12 protein-coding genes and 1 pseudogene are annotated in these 17,137 nt (G+C 46.0%); 2 read left to right on the forward strand and 11 right to left on the reverse strand.

Annotated features, from left to right (window positions below):
• Nucleotides 1-177: 177 nt before the first annotated feature.
• The 8 genes and pseudogenes from XZ46_RS02595 to XZ46_RS02625 all read right to left on the reverse strand — a co-directional run bounded on the left by XZ46_RS02595 (nucleotide 178) and on the right by XZ46_RS02625 (nucleotide 10,534).
• A complete protein-coding gene (locus XZ46_RS02595) occupies nucleotides 178-1,233 on the reverse strand; it encodes a hypothetical protein (RefSeq protein WP_008056840.1) in 1,056 nt (351 codons plus the stop codon).
• Complete coding sequence (locus XZ46_RS02600) at nucleotides 1,223-2,200, reverse strand: AAA family ATPase (protein WP_008056839.1); 978 nt, start codon at nucleotides 2,198-2,200, stop codon at nucleotides 1,223-1,225. The genes XZ46_RS02595 and XZ46_RS02600 overlap by 11 nt, the downstream gene beginning before the upstream one ends.
• On the reverse strand, nucleotides 2,185-3,996 hold the full coding sequence (locus tag XZ46_RS02605) for a hypothetical protein (RefSeq protein ID WP_008056838.1): 1,812 nt from the start codon (nucleotides 3,994-3,996) through the stop codon (nucleotides 2,185-2,187). The genes XZ46_RS02600 and XZ46_RS02605 overlap by 16 nt, the downstream gene beginning before the upstream one ends.
• A gap of 121 nt (nucleotides 3,997-4,117) precedes the next feature.
• The gene (gene hflX, locus XZ46_RS02610) at nucleotides 4,118-5,926 is read right to left on the reverse strand and encodes a GTPase HflX (RefSeq protein WP_008056837.1); all 1,809 of its coding nucleotides are present in this window, start codon (nucleotides 5,924-5,926) and stop codon (nucleotides 4,118-4,120) included.
• Nucleotides 5,927-5,960: 34 nt separating this feature from the next.
• Nucleotides 5,961-7,790 (reverse strand): iron uptake porin, encoded by a 1,830-nt coding sequence (locus tag XZ46_RS02615; RefSeq protein WP_008056836.1) that lies wholly within the window; start codon nucleotides 7,788-7,790, stop codon nucleotides 5,961-5,963.
• A gap of 285 nt (nucleotides 7,791-8,075) precedes the next feature.
• Nucleotides 8,076-8,468, reverse strand: a pseudogene (locus XZ46_RS28040) (zinc ribbon domain-containing protein); the annotation flags it as partial.
• Nucleotides 8,469-8,879: 411 nt separating this feature from the next.
• Entirely contained in the window at nucleotides 8,880-9,287 is a 408-nt protein-coding gene (locus tag XZ46_RS02620; protein WP_008056835.1) for a hypothetical protein, read from the reverse strand.
• 422 nt (nucleotides 9,288-9,709) lie between these two features.
• Nucleotides 9,710-10,534, reverse strand: coding sequence for a pentapeptide repeat-containing protein (locus XZ46_RS02625; protein ID WP_006621737.1), 825 nt, complete (start codon nucleotides 10,532-10,534; stop codon nucleotides 9,710-9,712).
• Nucleotides 10,535-10,853: 319 nt separating this feature from the next.
• Between XZ46_RS02625 and ilvD the strand changes: the two genes are divergently transcribed.
• Nucleotides 10,854-12,536 carry a dihydroxy-acid dehydratase gene (gene ilvD / locus XZ46_RS02630; RefSeq protein ID WP_008056832.1) on the forward strand — a complete coding sequence of 561 codons (1,683 nt, stop codon included), beginning with the start codon at nucleotides 10,854-10,856 and terminating at the stop codon, nucleotides 12,534-12,536.
• 329 nt (nucleotides 12,537-12,865) lie between these two features.
• Here the strand turns inward: ilvD and XZ46_RS02635 are convergent, their stop codons facing one another.
• Together XZ46_RS02635 and XZ46_RS02640 are read right to left on the reverse strand one after the other, a co-directional pair.
• Nucleotides 12,866-15,322 carry a ComEC/Rec2 family competence protein gene (locus tag XZ46_RS02635; protein WP_048894900.1) on the reverse strand — a complete coding sequence of 819 codons (2,457 nt, stop codon included), beginning with the start codon at nucleotides 15,320-15,322 and terminating at the stop codon, nucleotides 12,866-12,868.
• A 62-nt stretch (nucleotides 15,323-15,384) separates the two neighbouring features.
• Nucleotides 15,385-15,861: a DUF4079 domain-containing protein gene (locus tag XZ46_RS02640; protein ID WP_006621734.1), complete on the reverse strand. Its 477-nt coding sequence runs from the start codon at nucleotides 15,859-15,861 to the stop codon at nucleotides 15,385-15,387.
• A gap of 134 nt (nucleotides 15,862-15,995) precedes the next feature.
• On the opposite strand from XZ46_RS02640, the gene XZ46_RS36230 reads away from it, so the two are divergent.
• Complete coding sequence (locus XZ46_RS36230) at nucleotides 15,996-16,184, forward strand: hypothetical protein (protein ID WP_006667947.1); 189 nt, start codon at nucleotides 15,996-15,998, stop codon at nucleotides 16,182-16,184.
• A gap of 261 nt (nucleotides 16,185-16,445) precedes the next feature.
• Here XZ46_RS36230 and XZ46_RS02645 read toward each other — a convergent pair whose 3' ends face one another.
• Entirely contained in the window at nucleotides 16,446-17,081 is a 636-nt protein-coding gene (locus XZ46_RS02645) for a fasciclin domain-containing protein (protein ID WP_228116464.1), read from the reverse strand.
• Nucleotides 17,082-17,137 lie beyond the last annotated feature (56 nt).

Consider the following 17,137-nt stretch of genomic DNA (forward strand, 5'->3'; position numbering starts at 1 on the left):
CTGGATTTCCCCGTAACACCTTAACGGCATTTTGTAACCCAAGGCGATCGCATTCCAACATCGGGATTAACTTAGCGATTTCCCCAGCCGTGGACCTTGCCCACCGTTCTCTCGGCACAGGATTCACCCAAACCAGATAACGTAAGTGTTGCTGACACTGCCGCAGGAATCTCTCAGTCAATTGTAACCTATCTTCACTATATCCCCCCGTGCCGCGCCAGCATCGCTAAAAATGAGCATACAAGCGCGATTGGCAGATAATCCGCTCAACATATCCTCCACCCTCACCGCCTCAGAATATCCCGGCTTCCCATAAACATAATCCACCGGACAATTATGGAAATAATAAACCCGCGATGCACCCAACTTTCCCCCCCGCGTCGCAGTGTCTTTCAGTCTATCCCCCAAAGGATGAAAAGCCACCATTGAACCATCAATATCCAACAGCAAAACCAACTCAACCAGATTCCTGCGTCGGGGGACTAACACCGGTTCCAAGAAAAACCCATCCCGGATAATTTTTTCTATGGTTGCCGTCACATCTAATTCAACCAATGGCCCCTCGCGAATCGGAAGCCGTAAATAACGCCAAGTTTGTTTCATTTCCCTTTTGGTTAACGGCAAATAATCCGAATATAAAAAAAACTGTTCACTGGTTATGGTTTTCAGTAACTGTACCTCATCATCCATTTCTACCGCCACCTCTTGCGGCATAAATTCAGATTCATCAGGTTCTCTTATTTCCCCCTGATAAGGCTCTCTTATTTCCCCCTGATAAGGTGGCGGAATTTGCGACTTTTCTTGATTGTCTGGAATCTGTTGATTTTCTGATTTTGATTGTGAATGGTCTAAAGGTTTATTAGTCGGTTTAGTGATGATTTTTTTGATACGGTCTAACCCAGACCTCAGTAGAGACTTTAATGGGTTGAATGGGACTGGTGGCTGTGCTGTCGGAATTGGGGGCTGTTGGGCGATAGGTTTCTCGACTGTTACCAATGGATTCTCAAGGGGTTTAGACATCACCTCCTCAAAATAAGAATTGAAAATTTTTTCATCTTCAACGGACTTCACCCACAAAGTTTTACAGAGTCTTTTTAACGCGGCTTCATCCTCAATGCCAAACCCTTTCATCAAGGCTTCTAACAGCAGTTCATATTCATCAATCCCCAACACAAAACCCGCTTGACGCAGCTTGTCAAATAACTCTCGCAGGGGTAAATCATTAACTTTCATCCTTCCCCCTAGATTTGCTTAAATAAAGTCGGTGGTCATCCCAAGTTTTCAGTAAAACCCCTAAATAGGGAAGTGGACCCTGTAACTTTTTCAGCACCTCATCATGAGGATATTGACGCAGGACCTCAAACCAATCAATCAACTCACTGGTACTGATATTTTTACCCCTTTCTCCTTTTTCCTCCCGCAAAAATTCCCGCAACTCCTGGAACTTATCCACCGCTGCTTCAATCAACTCATTTTCATTTTCAGGAATCGTTGATTTATCTTGTGTCACCCCAAAAACCCGAGCCATAATAATCTCAATTAACCGTTCTTTTTTGGGAAACTCAATATAATGAAATAAACAGCGCCTTAAAAAAGCATCGGGTAAATCTCGTTCCTGATTACTGGTAATAAAGATAATCGGAGAATGTCTAGCCGTCTTTTCCTTTTTCGTTTCGGGTATAGAGAAGCGTTTTTCGTCTAACTCCAATAATAAATCATTGGGGAAATCAATATCCGCCTTGTCAATTTCATCAATCAATAAAACGGTAGGTTTATCGCTGAGAAAAGCCTCCCCAAGTTTACCCAATTCTACATAGGTTTTAGGGTCTTTAACCCGCCGTTTTTCTTGCGGGTCAGTAATTTGACCTAACCCCAGTAATTGAGAGTCCCGCAGTCTGGCTAAGTTATTATAGGTATAGAGGCCATCTTGTGCGCGACTGGTGGATTTAATCGTCCAGCAGAGATAGGGTAATTCCAACTCATAGGCGACAGCTTGGGCTAATTTAGTTTTACCACAACCGGGTTCACCTTGCAGCAGCAAAGGACGCTGTAAAGTAATGGCTAAATTAACGGCTTCCACAAGTTCATCACTGGGTAAATAGGGATAAACTCGCTGTCCATTCTCCTTATGGTCTTTAGGAGGATGCTTTTTTCCGGTATAGCGTAAGTTTTCTGTGGGTGTTGTTAATATTTCATCCATGTTGATACATAGTCCTCCCATTCAATTTGACAGAGACAGCATATTTTTTCCAAGATATATTGATGAAGTCCATTTTGACTTTCTCGGAAAACTTCATCAACTAAGCGATCGCTATATTGTAATAGGTTTCTCGCACAAATATCTAATTCTAGCCAACTCGATAATTGTCGGGGTTTGATTGGCTGTATTTCCATAAATTTAATCATGGTTTTGGGGATTAACTCTGAGGTTGGATCTTGAGTATAGGTAATATTCCAATCATTTGTATATCCATCTTCATCAAGCAAAAATAAAAGTAAACTTTTGTTTTTATCCGTGGTTCCCTTCTGACTTGCTAACTCCGCCAATGGTTGCCAAAACTCTTGCAAAAATGCCTCAAGATAAGATTCCTCTACCTCTTGAGTATTTTCAAAAATTAAAATCACTGTTTGAGATTGCCATACTTCCAAAATTTTCTCATAAATTGCGGCAACTGAACTTGTTTGAACTCTGCAAATTTTACGACTAATCTCTTGAAAAAGACGCTCTAATGAGCTAGTATTAATTCGGCGCGAAAACTTAATTTGTTTAACATAATTTGATGTATTTCCATTGGGTACGTTCCGAATTAGACGATTGAGCAGCCAACGCGGTGCGCTTTCACATGAACCGTGAACTAAACAAGCACCAATTTGATGATTCTCCACAAACTCTTTAAACAAATTCGCCTGTTTATCATAATCTAAATTCAGCAAGGCTTTAAGTAGTTTCTCCTCGGTAGTTTCCCTAGGGTGAGGTTGATTAAGGCTTTTAATATCCTGCCGTAGCTCACTAACTTCATCCTGCATAGATGCCAGAGATTCTTTGATTTCTGTAGTATTTTGTCGAATAACTGTTGTATCTTCTTTAATCTCAACCAGTGATTCTCGGATTGTTTGCAGGTTTTTGTTAATGTTGGTCTCAAGAAGTCCGAATTCGTGGCAAAGTTGCTCAAACCCGGTTTGCATCCGGTCAGAAATATCGATAAATAATTCCTGGATCTCCTGTTCGGTTCCGGTTAACTGCTGTTCTATCTGTTCGAGTTTTGCCAAGGAAATTAGGGCAATTTCACCCTGTTGGGCTACTTGTTGCCCAATTACTGTGATGAGTTGAATCATTAACCCAGCAAAGGCTTTACCATCGGCTTTAAAGTCCTGTTTTAATGCTTCTCGTAAGACTCGCGGAAATTCTTTCTGGAGTAATTCCGCAACATCTTGGCGGATATAACTTGGCAAATCAACGCCTTTGGCTGAGTCTACCGCCTTTAAATCTAATTTCGCTAAAATATTCCGCCACTCTTCAACTGTCAAAATTTTAGCTTGGGTTAACCCTTCTTCTGTGGGGGTAATAATTAAGGGGATTTCTCCCTCGGTTAACTGTTTATATTTAGATTGAGCAAATTCAAAACGCGCCAATTCTACCCAGTTTTCTGTGGCTTTGGCGGCTATCATTTTCAGATGCTTGGAATAGGGGTTATTAGAATTTTGGGCAGCCAAATGAATAATTTGCGCGATCGCCTTTCCACAAACGCGAATTAAATCCTCATTCTCTAGCCTAACGTAATCAGAACCTCTGCTTCGGTCAAAGTTATCAATTGCATTAGCCGTATTACCCGCCGTCACATCGCTAATCATTTCGCCCACTTTGGTCAAGATGTCTTGACCTTTCTCAGTCGATAAAAAAGCGACCGGGATGGCCAACTCGGGTAATAAGACGGAAGCCCCAAAACATATTCCCCCATAAATCGCTACGCGACAAAGCGATCGCCCAATGGTCATAAGTAACTACTGATTAGGAAGTATTCCGATGATACCACAATTGGGAAAAGACACTGGGAAAAGAAACCCGGTTTCTGGGAGAAACCGGGTTTCTGGGAGATACCGGGTTTCTGGAAGTCTCTTATTGATTAGCGATCGCATAATCAATTAACTGTGCAATGCGGCGGCGGAGAGTTTCCAAACCGAGGGCATTAGCAGCCGAAATAAATACAGCTTGGGGGTATTCTTCTTGGGCAAAACGGAGAGTTTCCCCATCCACAGAATCGATTTTATTAAAAGCCAATAAAGCCGGACCGGGAGTAATCGGCATTTGAGTTAAAATCTCCATCACCGATTGAATTTGTGCCTGCCACGCTGGGTGAGATAAATCTACCAAATGCAGCAGGGCATCAGCATCAGTCACCTCCTCTAAAGTAGCGCGAAAAGCATCAATTAAAGCTGGGGGTAATTCATGAATAAACCCCACCGTATCAGTAATTACAATATTTTGGGGTTCTTCCGTAATCGCATCGGGGATAGTTAGGCGGCGGCTAGTGGGGTCGAGAGTAGCAAATAATTGGTCAGCCGCGTAAATTTCCGAAGCGGTGAGAACATTAAGCAAAGTAGACTTACCCGCATTCGTATAACCCACAATAGCCAATGTAGGAACCTCCTGGCGTTGGCGACGTTGGCGGAGACGGGCGCGATGGGCCTGTAGTTGGTTAACCTCCTGCTGAAGGCGGGCGATGCGCCGCTGAATGGCCCGTCTTTCGGTTTCTAGTTTAGTTTCCCCAGGTCCACGAGTACCAATACCGCCACCTAACCGAGACATAGCCTGACCCCTTCCGGTGAGACGCGGTAGACTGTATTCTAGCTGCGCCAGTTCAACCTGTAATTTTCCCGCCCCAGACTGGGCGCGTTGGGCGAAAATATCTAGGATAACTTCGGTGCGATCGACTACTCGGACTCCAATGCGGGTTTCCAAATTACGGACTTGCGCCGGAGATAAACTGCGATCGAAAACAATTAAGGTCGCCCCCAGAGTTTGCGCCGCCAGGGCAATTTCCTGGGTTTTTCCCTCTCCGACTACCGTTTGGGGATGGGGACGCGATCGCTTTTGGCGAAGAGTTTGCAGGACAATACCCCCCGCCGTATCCACCAGGCGGGCTAATTCGGCTAACCCTTCTTCAAATCTCTGGGTGGAAATTTTGTCAGTTTGTACCCCCACCAATAGCACCCTATCTTGGTCAGAGTTGACATCAAGGGCGACAAATTCCCGCTGAAATTCGGCTTCTAGTCCATCTACCAAATCCAGGAAATCTTGGTTAGAGAGAACATCAAGACTCATGGGGGATGAAACATAATAGGGTACTGGAGCCAGAGGACTATCAAGTTGGGTCTGGTTTTCCCCTTCCCCTTGGGGTAACAAATGGGCGAGATAGGCTTCTTTCACATAACCTGTCCCACCCCCCCCACGACGTTCAAACCCGCTTCCGGTCAGGGTCAAAATCGCCAAAACATCTAACCGTTGCATAGCCATGGCGGTTAAGACTGACTCCCTAGGTACATCAGATTTTAACTGGGTGGCTATACACCGAATACCACTGAGGCGACCATTACCATAGCGGGGCAATTCTAGGGCAGGAATGCGGGTCTGACTGACCGTGCCTACTCCCACCCTAATCACCTGCCCACGACGGTTTATATAGGCGCAGACTGGCTCTTTGATGTCTGTACTTACCCCGGCGAGTCGCTGGGCAAATTCTGAAGTAGTAATGCGATCGCCTGGTAGTTTTTGATGGTACAGGCGTTGCAGTTGTTTAAGCTGACTCGGTTTGAGACCTTGCAGGTTTCCGTGTATGGTTTCGATAGGCGCTCCTTTTGGTTGCTTAACATTTCCCCAAAATATAACAAAAAAATGAGTTTTGAGAACCGATATGGGGTCGCTCAAAACTCAATCTGCTAATATCTGAATGGAACTGGGGTTAGAACTGGAATGTAGTTCTCAGGGTTCCTACGAAAATGGTGGCATTGCGATCGTTATGACCGGGATTGGTGATGAAGTATCCTCCGGGAGTAATGGAAATATACTCGCTGAAGGGGAAGTGATAGAAGGCTTCAATGTGCAGTGAAGTATCACTATTTTCTAGGCTTGGTCTGTCATGGGAGGTCACTTTAGGAGGCATTCCCACAATTAATGCGCCTGTGTCGCCTTCTCGCAGTAAATCGGGGAAACCAAGAGTTACCGCCCAGTTGAGAATGGTCGCGCTATCACTGCCATTATTCTGTTGGTTAGCCCAGGTAGCACCGAACCAACCTCCTAATTGGAAGCTGTTAGCCAGCCGCCAATTGAATTGGAAACCTAGGTTATCACTGGTGGTCGCATTATCACCAAAGGGGCGATCGGCAATCCAGCTACCAGTCCCGCCAGCTACCTCTACACCGCCGTTAGTGAAATACTTGCGGGCATATTCTACCGCAAATCCCAGTTTTTCCGTCGGTTCAAACACAAACTGAGCCGATGCTGTATTACTACCGTTGAATAAGCCATTCCCAGCAGTAGCATCCGATGCGTTACCAGCTAAATAACTCAGATTCAATCGGTAACGGTCTCGATCGCCAAAGGCGAAGTTAGCCCCTACCCCGGCTCCTTCTGGACCCCGGAAAATGGCAGGGTTGCGCTGACCAAACATGGAAATTGAGCCTGTACCTTCACTATTAAAGGGGGTCAGAATTTCCATGGTGTCATCTAAATCGAGGCTGTTAGCACCGATAAAGATTTGCGCCCTGCCATTGAAAGCTGGGAAACGATAGTATAAATCATCTAGCTCTACTCCGTTGGAAGTCCCATCAAAGGGAGTCCGAGACATCAGGCTATTGGTTAGGTCGAAGTCGCTCAGGTTGGGATTGTCGTAAACCTGTAAACGGGTTTTTAACAGATCCTGTCCGGTGAAGCTAGTATCGAAGTCTAAGCGAACTCGATAGCCAAGATAGGTTTGGGTCGGGTCACTATTGCGGCGGCTAAAGGGACCTCCTGCCACGTTATGTCTAGCGCGATCGCCAAAGCTATCACCCGGCCAAAAGATGACTTCCCCATGCAGCCTGGTAGTGGTGGAGAATTGGTTAGCTTCCAATTCCGCAGTACGAGCTTCTAACACGGTTACCCGTCCGCGAATGCTGGCTAGTTCCGCCGCGAACTCTTCCATCAGTCGCTGCATTTTCGCCAGGTCTTCCCGAGTCACTAGGTCGGCTGTGGCGGCGTTAATTAATTCGTTAACCCTTTCTAAACAGGCGTTAACCCCCGCCGCAAATTCAAAACGGGTTAAGGCACGGTTTCCTCGGAATGTCCCATCTGGATAACCTGCAATACAACCATAGCGCTCAACTAAAGACTGGAGTGCTTGGAATGCCCAATCTGTAGGCTGTACGTCGGACAACTGAGAAACGGAAGTCACCTGAGACTGTCTCCGGCTTTGTCCTTCTCTACCGTATTGATTGAGCTGATTTAGCGTATTCCCATCGGAACTGGGAGCATCTAGGTCAGCGAGGGGAATTTCTGTGCCACGGTCCGCGACTGAGTTACCTTGGGAAAATACACCGCCAGCATGGGGGTTAACCGGAACTTGAGCTAGTTGCTGGGGTAACTCGGCTGTGACATCCTCAATAGATGCGATCGTGATAGCGTTGTTTGTCGTTAATTCTGTTTCTCCTGTCTCAGTAGCCGAAATTTCCGCCACCGCAGGTAGAGAGGCTAATAGACTAGCTCCCAATACTGCTGGACTGAGCAGCCAAAGATTTAATGATCGTTTCGACACTCTCTCTCTCCTCACACGGATAACTTGGTTGATAAGGTTTCGCAACGAGGAGATCAAAACCTCCCCTCGCTATTTTATACACCCTAGATTCGCCTTCGCGAAGCCCAGGTCTATAATATAACCAATTTATTCTGACATCTTCCCGTCATCGAATCCAAGATTACGATGAGGGCTTCCTTACCTTGCGATAAGGCATTCCTGTTTCCTTGGTCTTCCCTAGCAGTTCGTTGGTACAAGTGGCCTAAGCCTCCCAACATTGTTGCCCCGTTCCGATACCTGATACATTTACGCGACATTTTTCCGGTTGTTCCCGGACAATGCGACGATAGCACTATTACCCGTTAAGGTAACAGAGGCGGTATCCCGCAAAGCTTTTAGAAAGATTCCAAAAGCACCGTTCCAGTCCCGTGGTAGAGTGAACCCGCACTCAGGACATCGGAACACTTTTGAGCCACCTAGCTGGGAATGGACATGACCACAGTGAGTACAGGTTTTGCTGGTGTATTCTTCGGTCATATCTACAACTGTTCAGTTATTTCCGCGCTTATGTCTCAGGGTTAGTTTGAATCGATAATGCGCCCATGTCAGCATGGCGCGGGCAGTCTTAGACCTGATTAGACGCTTCACCTTGGCAACCATATTGGAAGTCTCGAAGGGGGGCCAAAAAATCAGGCTGTGTTATGGGATGGCCAGGGATGCGACCCAATCAATCAAGGGGTTGAAGTCCTCACCGGGTAGTTATTTCGCCCATTTCAGCTCTATTTCATACCCGAAGGTCTCGCACCATACTTGGTATTATACCGTATTGCCGTCAAATGTTAACCTAATTTGAGATTAAATCATGCTCCACAGGCATTACCACCCAGAGTCCCTGGGCTATTCAAGCATCATAGCAGATACAAGACTTCCTTCTTACGGTTAGGTTTTTACCTCAGCACCGCAGCGGGAAATCTCTACCTAATTTCTAGCACAGAACACCATAACCTGAATTGTCAAGTGACACCTATTGTTAAGTTTGATCACGTCCCTGTCAACTTCGCAATATCTGCCACAGAGATGAGGATAAGGCACATTAAGCGATCGAAGATACTAAAGACCAGAACAGGTTCCGCGTCCCCATTGACCATCATAGGATACGGAAACTTTAGTTCCGGGTCTAGGTTGAAACTCTGCCAAATCAATTAAAGTGACACTAGCCATACCGCTGACATTGCCACGATAAACCCGTTGACCTTGATCATTTCTGCGATCGAATTGTAAACGGGAAGATTGAGCGATACCCGCACCCGTCCGAGCATTACGAAACTCTACTTCCTGTTCAAAGCCAGTATTAGGACTCCAGGGAACAGAAAAAGATAGGTTATCTGCGTCGGTCCGGAAAATAGTTCCCCGACAGACAATATCAGCCAAGGCTTTAGGAACAGCAACTCCTAAAACACTTATACCAATAATAGTTGGGGTAGCGACAATGAAATTCAACCTATTTGTCCACTGCATTGGAATTACTCCTCACCACAAATTAATTCAACCTTGTAGCATACTCTGTCGGGTTCACTCTAGCCACATTAACAAATATTAACATCAGCAATAGTTTCTCAAACCTCAATGGCAATTCACCCATATTGATCATGGTATAGAGCCGGATTTCCATCAGAACTTATGGAGCATAAATATATACAAATTTGAGACACTATGCTATAATTACCCAGTCGATAGTATAGAAACCCAATTTTCTCTAAGTTAGACTAATTAACCAAGGGTGAGTCAGAAGCACTAATTTTGATGTCCTGTAGCATAATTAACAATCATGAGCAATCCGCAACCAAAGCCCGAGATAGATCCGATCACAGTAACAGTGGTGTTAACAGCCCTGATATTAATTCCCCTAATTATTGCGGGATTCTCGCCCTAAAGGCTAATTAATCAGGTAAAATAGCGCCCCGCAAATCAGCATCACGCAAATTAGCGCGGTAGAGTACCGTGTCCAACATGACAGCCTCAATCAAATTAACGCCACTAAGATTAGACCAATTGAGTTTAGTGCGATAAAGTCGCGCGCGACTCATATTAGCCCCCCTTAAACTGGTCCAACTGACATTAGCCGCCCGTAGATTCGCCTCACTGAGGTTAGCATCAGTTAAATCAGCCCCCACCATAGTAACCCGACTCAAATCAGCTCGATGAAAATTAGCTCCCATCAGCATCGCGCCACTGAGGGTAGCATTAGATAAATTAGCACCCTCAAGGGTAGAATCGCGCATAATCACATTAGTGAGATTAGCTCCATCCAAGTTAGCACCACTCAAATTAGCTTTTAACAAATTAGTTCGGATCAAAGTGCTGTTAACTAGATGAGCGCCAATAAAATTAGCCTCTGTAAAATTAGCCTCAGCCAAATTAGCATCAGTAAGATTAGCCATATTTAGGGTGACATTTTTGGAGATAGACCCCCGCATACTAGCCCCGGTTAGATTAGCCCTAGAAAAATTAGCATCAGTTAAATTAGCGCTAATCAGGTTAGCATCAGCGAGTTGAGCATCAGTGAGATCCACGCCCATCAATTTAGACTCACGGAAATTAGAGCCACTCAGATTAGTATTAATGAAGCTAGTATTTTCGAGATTAGCCCGGATAAAGCTAACCTCCCGCAGATCCATATCACTGAGATTGACCCCAACCAGGTTAACAGACCGAAACATTCTCTCTCCGGCGGCATATTGTTTGAGTAGCTCCTCAACCTCCATGTTTAATTAACCTCATCATCAGTATTGCAGTATTAAACAACTGAGGGCTAAAATCCCTCAGAATTATGATTTCAACAAGTTTCCCTACTTTCCGCACTATATGTCCAACCGCGTAGTTATACCCTGTATGTAATAATCATCTCCTGAAAACGGCACATTGGTGGTGATAGTTCATAATTTGAGGGGTAACCCCCACATCCTGTCCCCAATTAGCGATCGCTTAGGCATCACTAACCTGGTAAATTATAGGATCGTTAGGGAAAGATACCAGAGAAAATAGGTCAACCCCCCAAGATTTACTAGAAACAGGAAACCAGGGATGTCAGATAATTTGAGAAGTAAAGCAATTACCCAGGGCAATCAGCGAACCCCTAACCGGGCTATGTTAAGGGCTGTAGGCTTTGGCGATGAGGATTTCAATAAACCCATTGTGGGCATTGCTAATGGTTATAGTACCATTACTCCCTGCAATATGGGCTTAAATGATTTAGCATTACGGGCAGAAGCGGCCCTGAGACAATCGGGAACTATGCCCCAACTGTTTGGAACCATTACTATCAGTGATGGTATCTCTATGGGTACGGAGGGGATGAAATATTCCCTAGTGTCGCGGGATGTAATTGCCGATTCCATAGAAACTGTCTGTAATGGTCAGAGTATGGATGGGGTGTTAGCTATTGGCGGATGTGATAAAAATATGCCTGGGGCGATGATTGCCATTGCTCGCATGAATATTCCGGCAATTTTCGTTTACGGGGGAACTATCAAACCGGGTCACTATAATGGCTGTGACCTCACTGTGGTTAGCGCCTTTGAAGCGGTGGGACAACATAGCGCGGGGAAAATCCCTGATGAGGAATTACTGGGGATTGAACGCAATGCTTGTCCTGGGGCGGGTTCCTGTGGTGGTATGTTTACGGCTAATACTATGTCGTCAGCTTTTGAGGCTATGGGGATGAGTTTGATGTACTCTTCGACTATGGCGGCTGAAGATGCGGAGAAAGCGGAAAGCACTGAACAATCGGCGTTTGTATTGGCTGAGGCGATTCGGAAACAGATTTTACCGAGCCAAATTCTCACCCGTGATGCTTTTGAAAATGGTATGGCGGTGATTATGGCTGTGGGGGGTTCTACTAATGCGGTGCTACATTTACTGGCGATCGCCAGTTCTATGGGGGTAGAACTAACTCTGGATGATTTTGAAACTATGCGACAACGGGTTCCGGTATTGTGCGACCTGAAACCTAGTGGTCGGTTTGTAACTACAGAATTTCACCAAGCTGGGGGAGTTCCCCAGGTGATGAAAATGTTGTTGGAACATGGCTTGTTACATGGCGATGCTTTGACGATTACTGGTAAAACTATTGCGGAACAGTTGACTGATATCCCGGCTGAACCTGACCCTAACCAGGAGGTGATTCGCCCTTGGGATAATCCTATGTATGCTCAAGGACATTTGGCTATTCTCAAGGGTAATTTGGCTTCGGAGGGGTCTGTGGCTAAAATTACTGGGGTCAAAAATCCTCAAATTACTGGACCGGCTAGGGTGTTTGAGTCGGAGGAGGAATGTCTTGAGGCAATTCTGGCGGGTTCAATTAATCCGGGAGATGTGATTATCGTCCGCTATGAAGGCCCGAAAGGGGGGCCGGGAATGCGGGAGATGCTGGCTCCTACTTCGGCGATTATTGGGGCTGGTTTAGGGGATTCTGTGGGGCTGATTACTGATGGTCGCTTCTCAGGGGGAACCTATGGTCTGGTTGTGGGTCATGTGGCTCCAGAGGCGGCGGTCGGAGGTGCGATCGCCTTAGTGAAGGAGGGCGATAGTATTACTATTGATGCTAAAGCCCGCCTATTACAAATTAATATCTCTGATGAGGAATTACAGGCGCGACGAGAGGTGTGGCAGCCTCGTCAACCTCGCTATACGAGGGGAGTCCTAGCTAAGTATGCTAAGTTGGTATCCACTAGCAGTCGCGGCGCGGTCACGGATGTAAATTTGTAACCTAGGTTCGACTTAATCATTTTCGTAGGGTGCGTCAGAAGCAGGCTATCTACATCCTCACCGAATCATTATCGGCGCTACGCACCTCAATCAATTATCCGGGCTTTGATGATAATTCTCGGTGTCCGGTGCGTCAGAAATCAATTATCGGGTGTTGATGATAATTCTCGGTGTCTGACGCACCCTACTGGACCGACACACCTTAAACGGTGGGTTACGGCGGATTGATATATGGCTTTCACAGCATGGGTTTCAGCCGCCTAACCCACCCTACGCGAAAGCACATTTTTAGCCGTGTCGGTCCACTACGGTATGATTACCTGGGAGTGTCAAAAAAAGGAGTCAACGGTTTGGTCGGCAGTAATGGTAGGGGAAAAGCCCTGCTGTGGTGTCCAATGTAGTGCGCCATCTCGCCCGGTCCAAAATAGTTGAATGTTAAGATTTTCGAGCATTTGAGATGTTTCAGGACTGAGGGTATCAGTGCTGGCGATCGCTACTTGAGGTTTGAGGGTGTCTAGTAGTTGATAATTCAAATCGTTACCCAACCACCACAGGACATCAACGGGGGATAAATCATGCTGTTGTAACAACTGTGATTGTTGTTCTTTGGGGATATTTCCCATGAGTAACCAGCGGCGATCGCTCATAATAAATTCCACCAGAGGAACCTCAGCATTAATCAGTGTAACCTGAGTTTCTCCTAAATCCAAATTTTGCTGAACTGGCAGAGTTAGATATTCTCCTTGGGCGGTAACAATTTTATTTTGAATAGCCTGGGCGCTAACTTGGTAAGCATTCTTAGAAGCGGGAGTATCATAGAATTTCTGAATTGGTAAAGTGTCTAAAATATGTGGGAAACCGATAGTCAAGCCTAGCTGAGGGTGAGTGAGAATAGCCCAATCAATCTGATTAATTCCCTGCCTTAGTAAAAAGGGCAAAACGGTAAATTTAACGGTGCGTTCATCCCCGGCATTTACTAACAAAACGCGATCGCGATCTTCCACGACCAGAATAGGTTTTTCGGCGGTAGCTAAAACGGTGACTCGAAATTGGGTAAATTGAGCATAAGCCATGGGTAAAGTGATGATGGCGATCGCCATTAATATACCAGCGATAACGGCATAAAATCGGCTATGGTTTCTGGTTTTCTTCTTCTGGTCAGTTTTACCAACTTTTTCCGGTAGGAGTATCGGCAATAAACAGAGCAATATATTAATGGTATATAAACCGATTAATTGTGCCATATATAAACTGCCTACAGCGATGGAATTGCCAGGTAAATCATTAAAAAATTCGACTATATAAATTAACCCTTCTAGGGGGTAATATAAAGCGGTGGCTAGAGCGGCAGCCGCCCAGGGCGAGATGATCGCGACCGATGCAGTTAGCATTCCTCCCAGGGTAATGACTGTAATAAAAGGCACCACCAAAATATTGACAAAAATACTGAATGGTGATACCAAATTAAACACATAAATTTGCAGGGGAAGAATCCAAACGGTGGCGGCGATAGGAACTGCTATACAACTAGCAATTACTGGGGGAAGCCATTGTAGCGATCGCATCAAAGGTGGTACAGTCACCAATAGCCCCAGAGTTGCCAAAAAGCTGAATTGAAATCCTAAGTCTTGAATCAATAGAGGATTCCATAACAATAAGAAAACGGCTACAGCTAATAACACAGCCAAGGGTCGCACCTGTCGTTTCATGACGACACCCACCAACGCAGCTAACCCCATTAAAGCCGCCCGCAGTACGGAAGCCGAACCCCCAGTTAATCCGACATATAACAATAGGATAGTTGCACCAAAAACCAATCTCAACTTAGGAGACCAGCGGGCTGTCAAAGCTAGGACTACGCCCAGAAGTAAAGAGACATGAAACCCAGAAGCGGCTAAAGTATGAGCTAAACCAACTCGCACAAAGCGATCGCTAATTTCTGGGGAGATATCCACAGCCCGCCGCCCCAAAACCATGGCTGATAATAGTGTGCCTTTGGTAACATCCAAACCCTGAACCTTAGCCCTGACAATTCGCTGTCGCACCCTAGACAGTCCCCACCTAGGGGTAGTGTTAATAGAGAGGTGGCGACCATACATTCCCGCAAACCCCCCTTGTCTGGCGAGATAGGCTTTAAAATCAAAGCTACCAGGATTTAAAGGGGATTTTGGTGCATATAAAGTTCCGGTCACAGAAACAGTTTCGTTGCCTTGTAATCCTGTGGCTTGTAGAATGGGTACGGTAACATAAAGTTTACCTGTAACTGTTTTGTTAACCTGAACCGGGCTGTTCTGATCATTACTGGTAATCTGGTTAACAAGGTTAGCCTGTAGCCAAAACTGGACATTTCCTGAACGAGTGACCCGTGGAGAACTAATCACCCTTCCCCAGACGGTGATTACCAGGTTTTCGGCATTACCACCGCTGACAATTAATCTGCTAATGTCATGAGGCCCTGGTTGTGGAGTTTGTAGTTGAAAATATAGGGTAGCGAGGAAACCTATTAATCCAGCTACTAGCCAAAGGCTTCTAGGGATAGGAGGTCGGGGGACTGTCAACCTATCTGGATCAGATGTCCTTTGTCTACGTTGCCTTTGACGGCGGTTTGTAGTAGTCGGAGAATTTGGCTTAATCAGACGGCCACGGAGTTTATATTGCCAAATGGTTGTCATAATTGCCATTCCGACTCCTAGGGCGAGGAGAGAATATCCTCCCCAGCTAAAGCTCGCCATTAGTAATCCGACAATATAGGCTAATCCTAGGGCGATCGCAGCGGTTTGGTTCATCTATCCGGGAAGTGATGGAGGACCGGTTAGGGTTGGGATTAGGAACCAACCCTGATTGTTTGCTAAATGGATAGTCCCAATTTTAGACCGAGTACGGTGTGAATGACCATCATTAATAGGGCGACACTGCCAATATAAGCATGAGCCTTGCGCCATTGGTCTTGGTTGCCGCCAAATTTGCTGAGGGAAATAGCGCCGTTAATTCCTAATAGGCCTAAAACTGCGGTACTGGTCCAAAAATGGGGACTTTCAAAAATTGGTTGTCCCTGCATAATTAAGGATAGTAGCCCGCCGCTAAACCCCAAAGCCATAAATAGGGTCATAAAAGGGGCAAGTTTTCGGTGACTAGACCGAGAAGCGATCGCCGCCTCTTGGTCTGTGGCTAAACGTCCCTGCCAGCCAGTATAACCGACAAAACTACCCATCACAAAAATTACAATTCCCATCATCAGGGGGTGTCCCCAATGAACAATAGGTTCGGGAACTCCTAAACTAGCAAAAAAATTGGCGATCGGTTCTAATAAGCCTCTGATGTCCATAACTGGCTCTGGTTCTCTTCTCTATGCGCTATCAATCCCGATATTATAAATGTTTGTTGAGCCGTTATCAATCTTTGATTAACTGAAAACCCGCCCCTACTATTCACTAATAAGAGCGGGTTCATAAGTATGGTATGAGCGAAACCTTGTCTAGAGTTAAACACTCACGTAAAACTCCTGGGAGGGTTGGAAGCTCCGTGATTGATCACGGAGAGGAAAACCGACTCAAGCGGCTGACCGCCGCCAGCACCCCCTTGCGGGGTGGAGGGGTATGGTTGCCCCTCCATGGAGCTATGGTTGGCTCCGACTCCCTTGCGGGGTAATGTTTGCGCTTGCGCTAACGCGCACGCTGCGCGAACGCCAATGTTCAGAGTCGGTACTATCCAAATCGCACGTCCTTAACCCCTTAGAGATGTTTAACGATTCGGTTCATGAGCCTGGAACTAGCACGCATTCCAGGGTAGGAACTTTAACTCTTGCTCTGAACGGAGCCAGTTAAGGCTATAGCTGGTCAGCTACCTGAAAGGGGGGCACGAAGCCCCCGTGCTTCAGCCGGGGGTGCTGACATCAAGCCAAGTTAAAAGTTATTCGACCACACCCGGCAAGATTACGGTGTCAACAGCATGAATCACCCCATTGCTGCCCAAAATGTCAGATTGAATGACACTGGCTTCATTCACCATTACAGTGCCGTCCATAACAGTAATAGTTAAGGGCATTCCGGCAACGGTTTCCACAGACCCATCAGTAATGTTAGCAGACAGAACTTGGGCGGGGACAACGTGATAGGTAAGAATTTGAACCAGTTGATCGCGATTTTCGGGTTTGAGAAGTTCTTCAACAGTGCCTTCCGGTAGGGCCGCAAATGCTTCGTCAGTGGGAGCAAAAACGGTGAAAGGTCCTTCACCAGAAAGGATTTCGGCTAATTCGGCTGCTTCTAAAGCAGCTACTAGAGTGCTGAATTGGTCGTCACCACTAGCAATACCAACAATGGTTTCTGTGGGGTCTGAGTCAACTACAGCAGTCATTTCTTCCCCGGCGGGTTCTGCTTGGGCTTCGATGGTTTCATCAGAAACGGTTTCAGTGGCTACAGGCTCACTGGTTTCGGCAATTTGTTCGGTGGGTTCGCCTTGGGTTTCGGTGGCAGTAGGTTCGCCACAAGCCGCCAAGAATGCTGTACCACCTAGGGTCACTAACAGGATCAAAAGCCGTTTAGCCATCAAAGTCATAGTTTTCCTTTAGAGAGTTTTCTACAGAACTGTTCAAATAATCTTGA

It is taken from the genome of Limnospira indica PCC 8005 (assembly GCF_000973065.1).
Lineage (GTDB): Bacteria > Cyanobacteriota > Cyanobacteriia > Cyanobacteriales > Microcoleaceae > Limnospira > Limnospira fusiformis.

Excerpts from the sequence above, each read along its gene's own strand:
- XZ46_RS02595 (WP_008056840.1), bottom strand. The coding sequence starts at position 1,233 with ATGAAAGTTAATGATTTACCCCTGCGAGAGTTATTTGACAAGCTGCGT.
- XZ46_RS02600 (WP_008056839.1), bottom strand. The coding sequence starts at position 2,200 with ATGGATGAAATATTAACAACACCCACAGAAAACTTACGCTATACCGGA.
- XZ46_RS02605 (WP_008056838.1), bottom strand. The coding sequence starts at position 3,996 with ATGACCATTGGGCGATCGCTTTGTCGCGTAGCGATTTATGGGGGAATA.
- XZ46_RS02620 (WP_008056835.1), bottom strand. The coding sequence starts at position 9,287 with ATGCAGTGGACAAATAGGTTGAATTTCATTGTCGCTACCCCAACTATT.
- XZ46_RS02625 (WP_006621737.1), bottom strand. The coding sequence starts at position 10,534 with ATGGAGGTTGAGGAGCTACTCAAACAATATGCCGCCGGAGAGAGAATG.
- ilvD (WP_008056832.1), top strand. The coding sequence starts at position 10,854 with ATGTCAGATAATTTGAGAAGTAAAGCAATTACCCAGGGCAATCAGCGA.
- XZ46_RS02635 (WP_048894900.1), bottom strand. The coding sequence starts at position 15,322 with ATGAACCAAACCGCTGCGATCGCCCTAGGATTAGCCTATATTGTCGGA.
- XZ46_RS02640 (WP_006621734.1), bottom strand. The coding sequence starts at position 15,861 with ATGGACATCAGAGGCTTATTAGAACCGATCGCCAATTTTTTTGCTAGT.
- XZ46_RS36230 (WP_006667947.1), top strand. The coding sequence starts at position 15,996 with ATGAGCGAAACCTTGTCTAGAGTTAAACACTCACGTAAAACTCCTGGG.
- XZ46_RS02645 (WP_228116464.1), bottom strand. The coding sequence starts at position 17,081 with ATGGCTAAACGGCTTTTGATCCTGTTAGTGACCCTAGGTGGTACAGCA.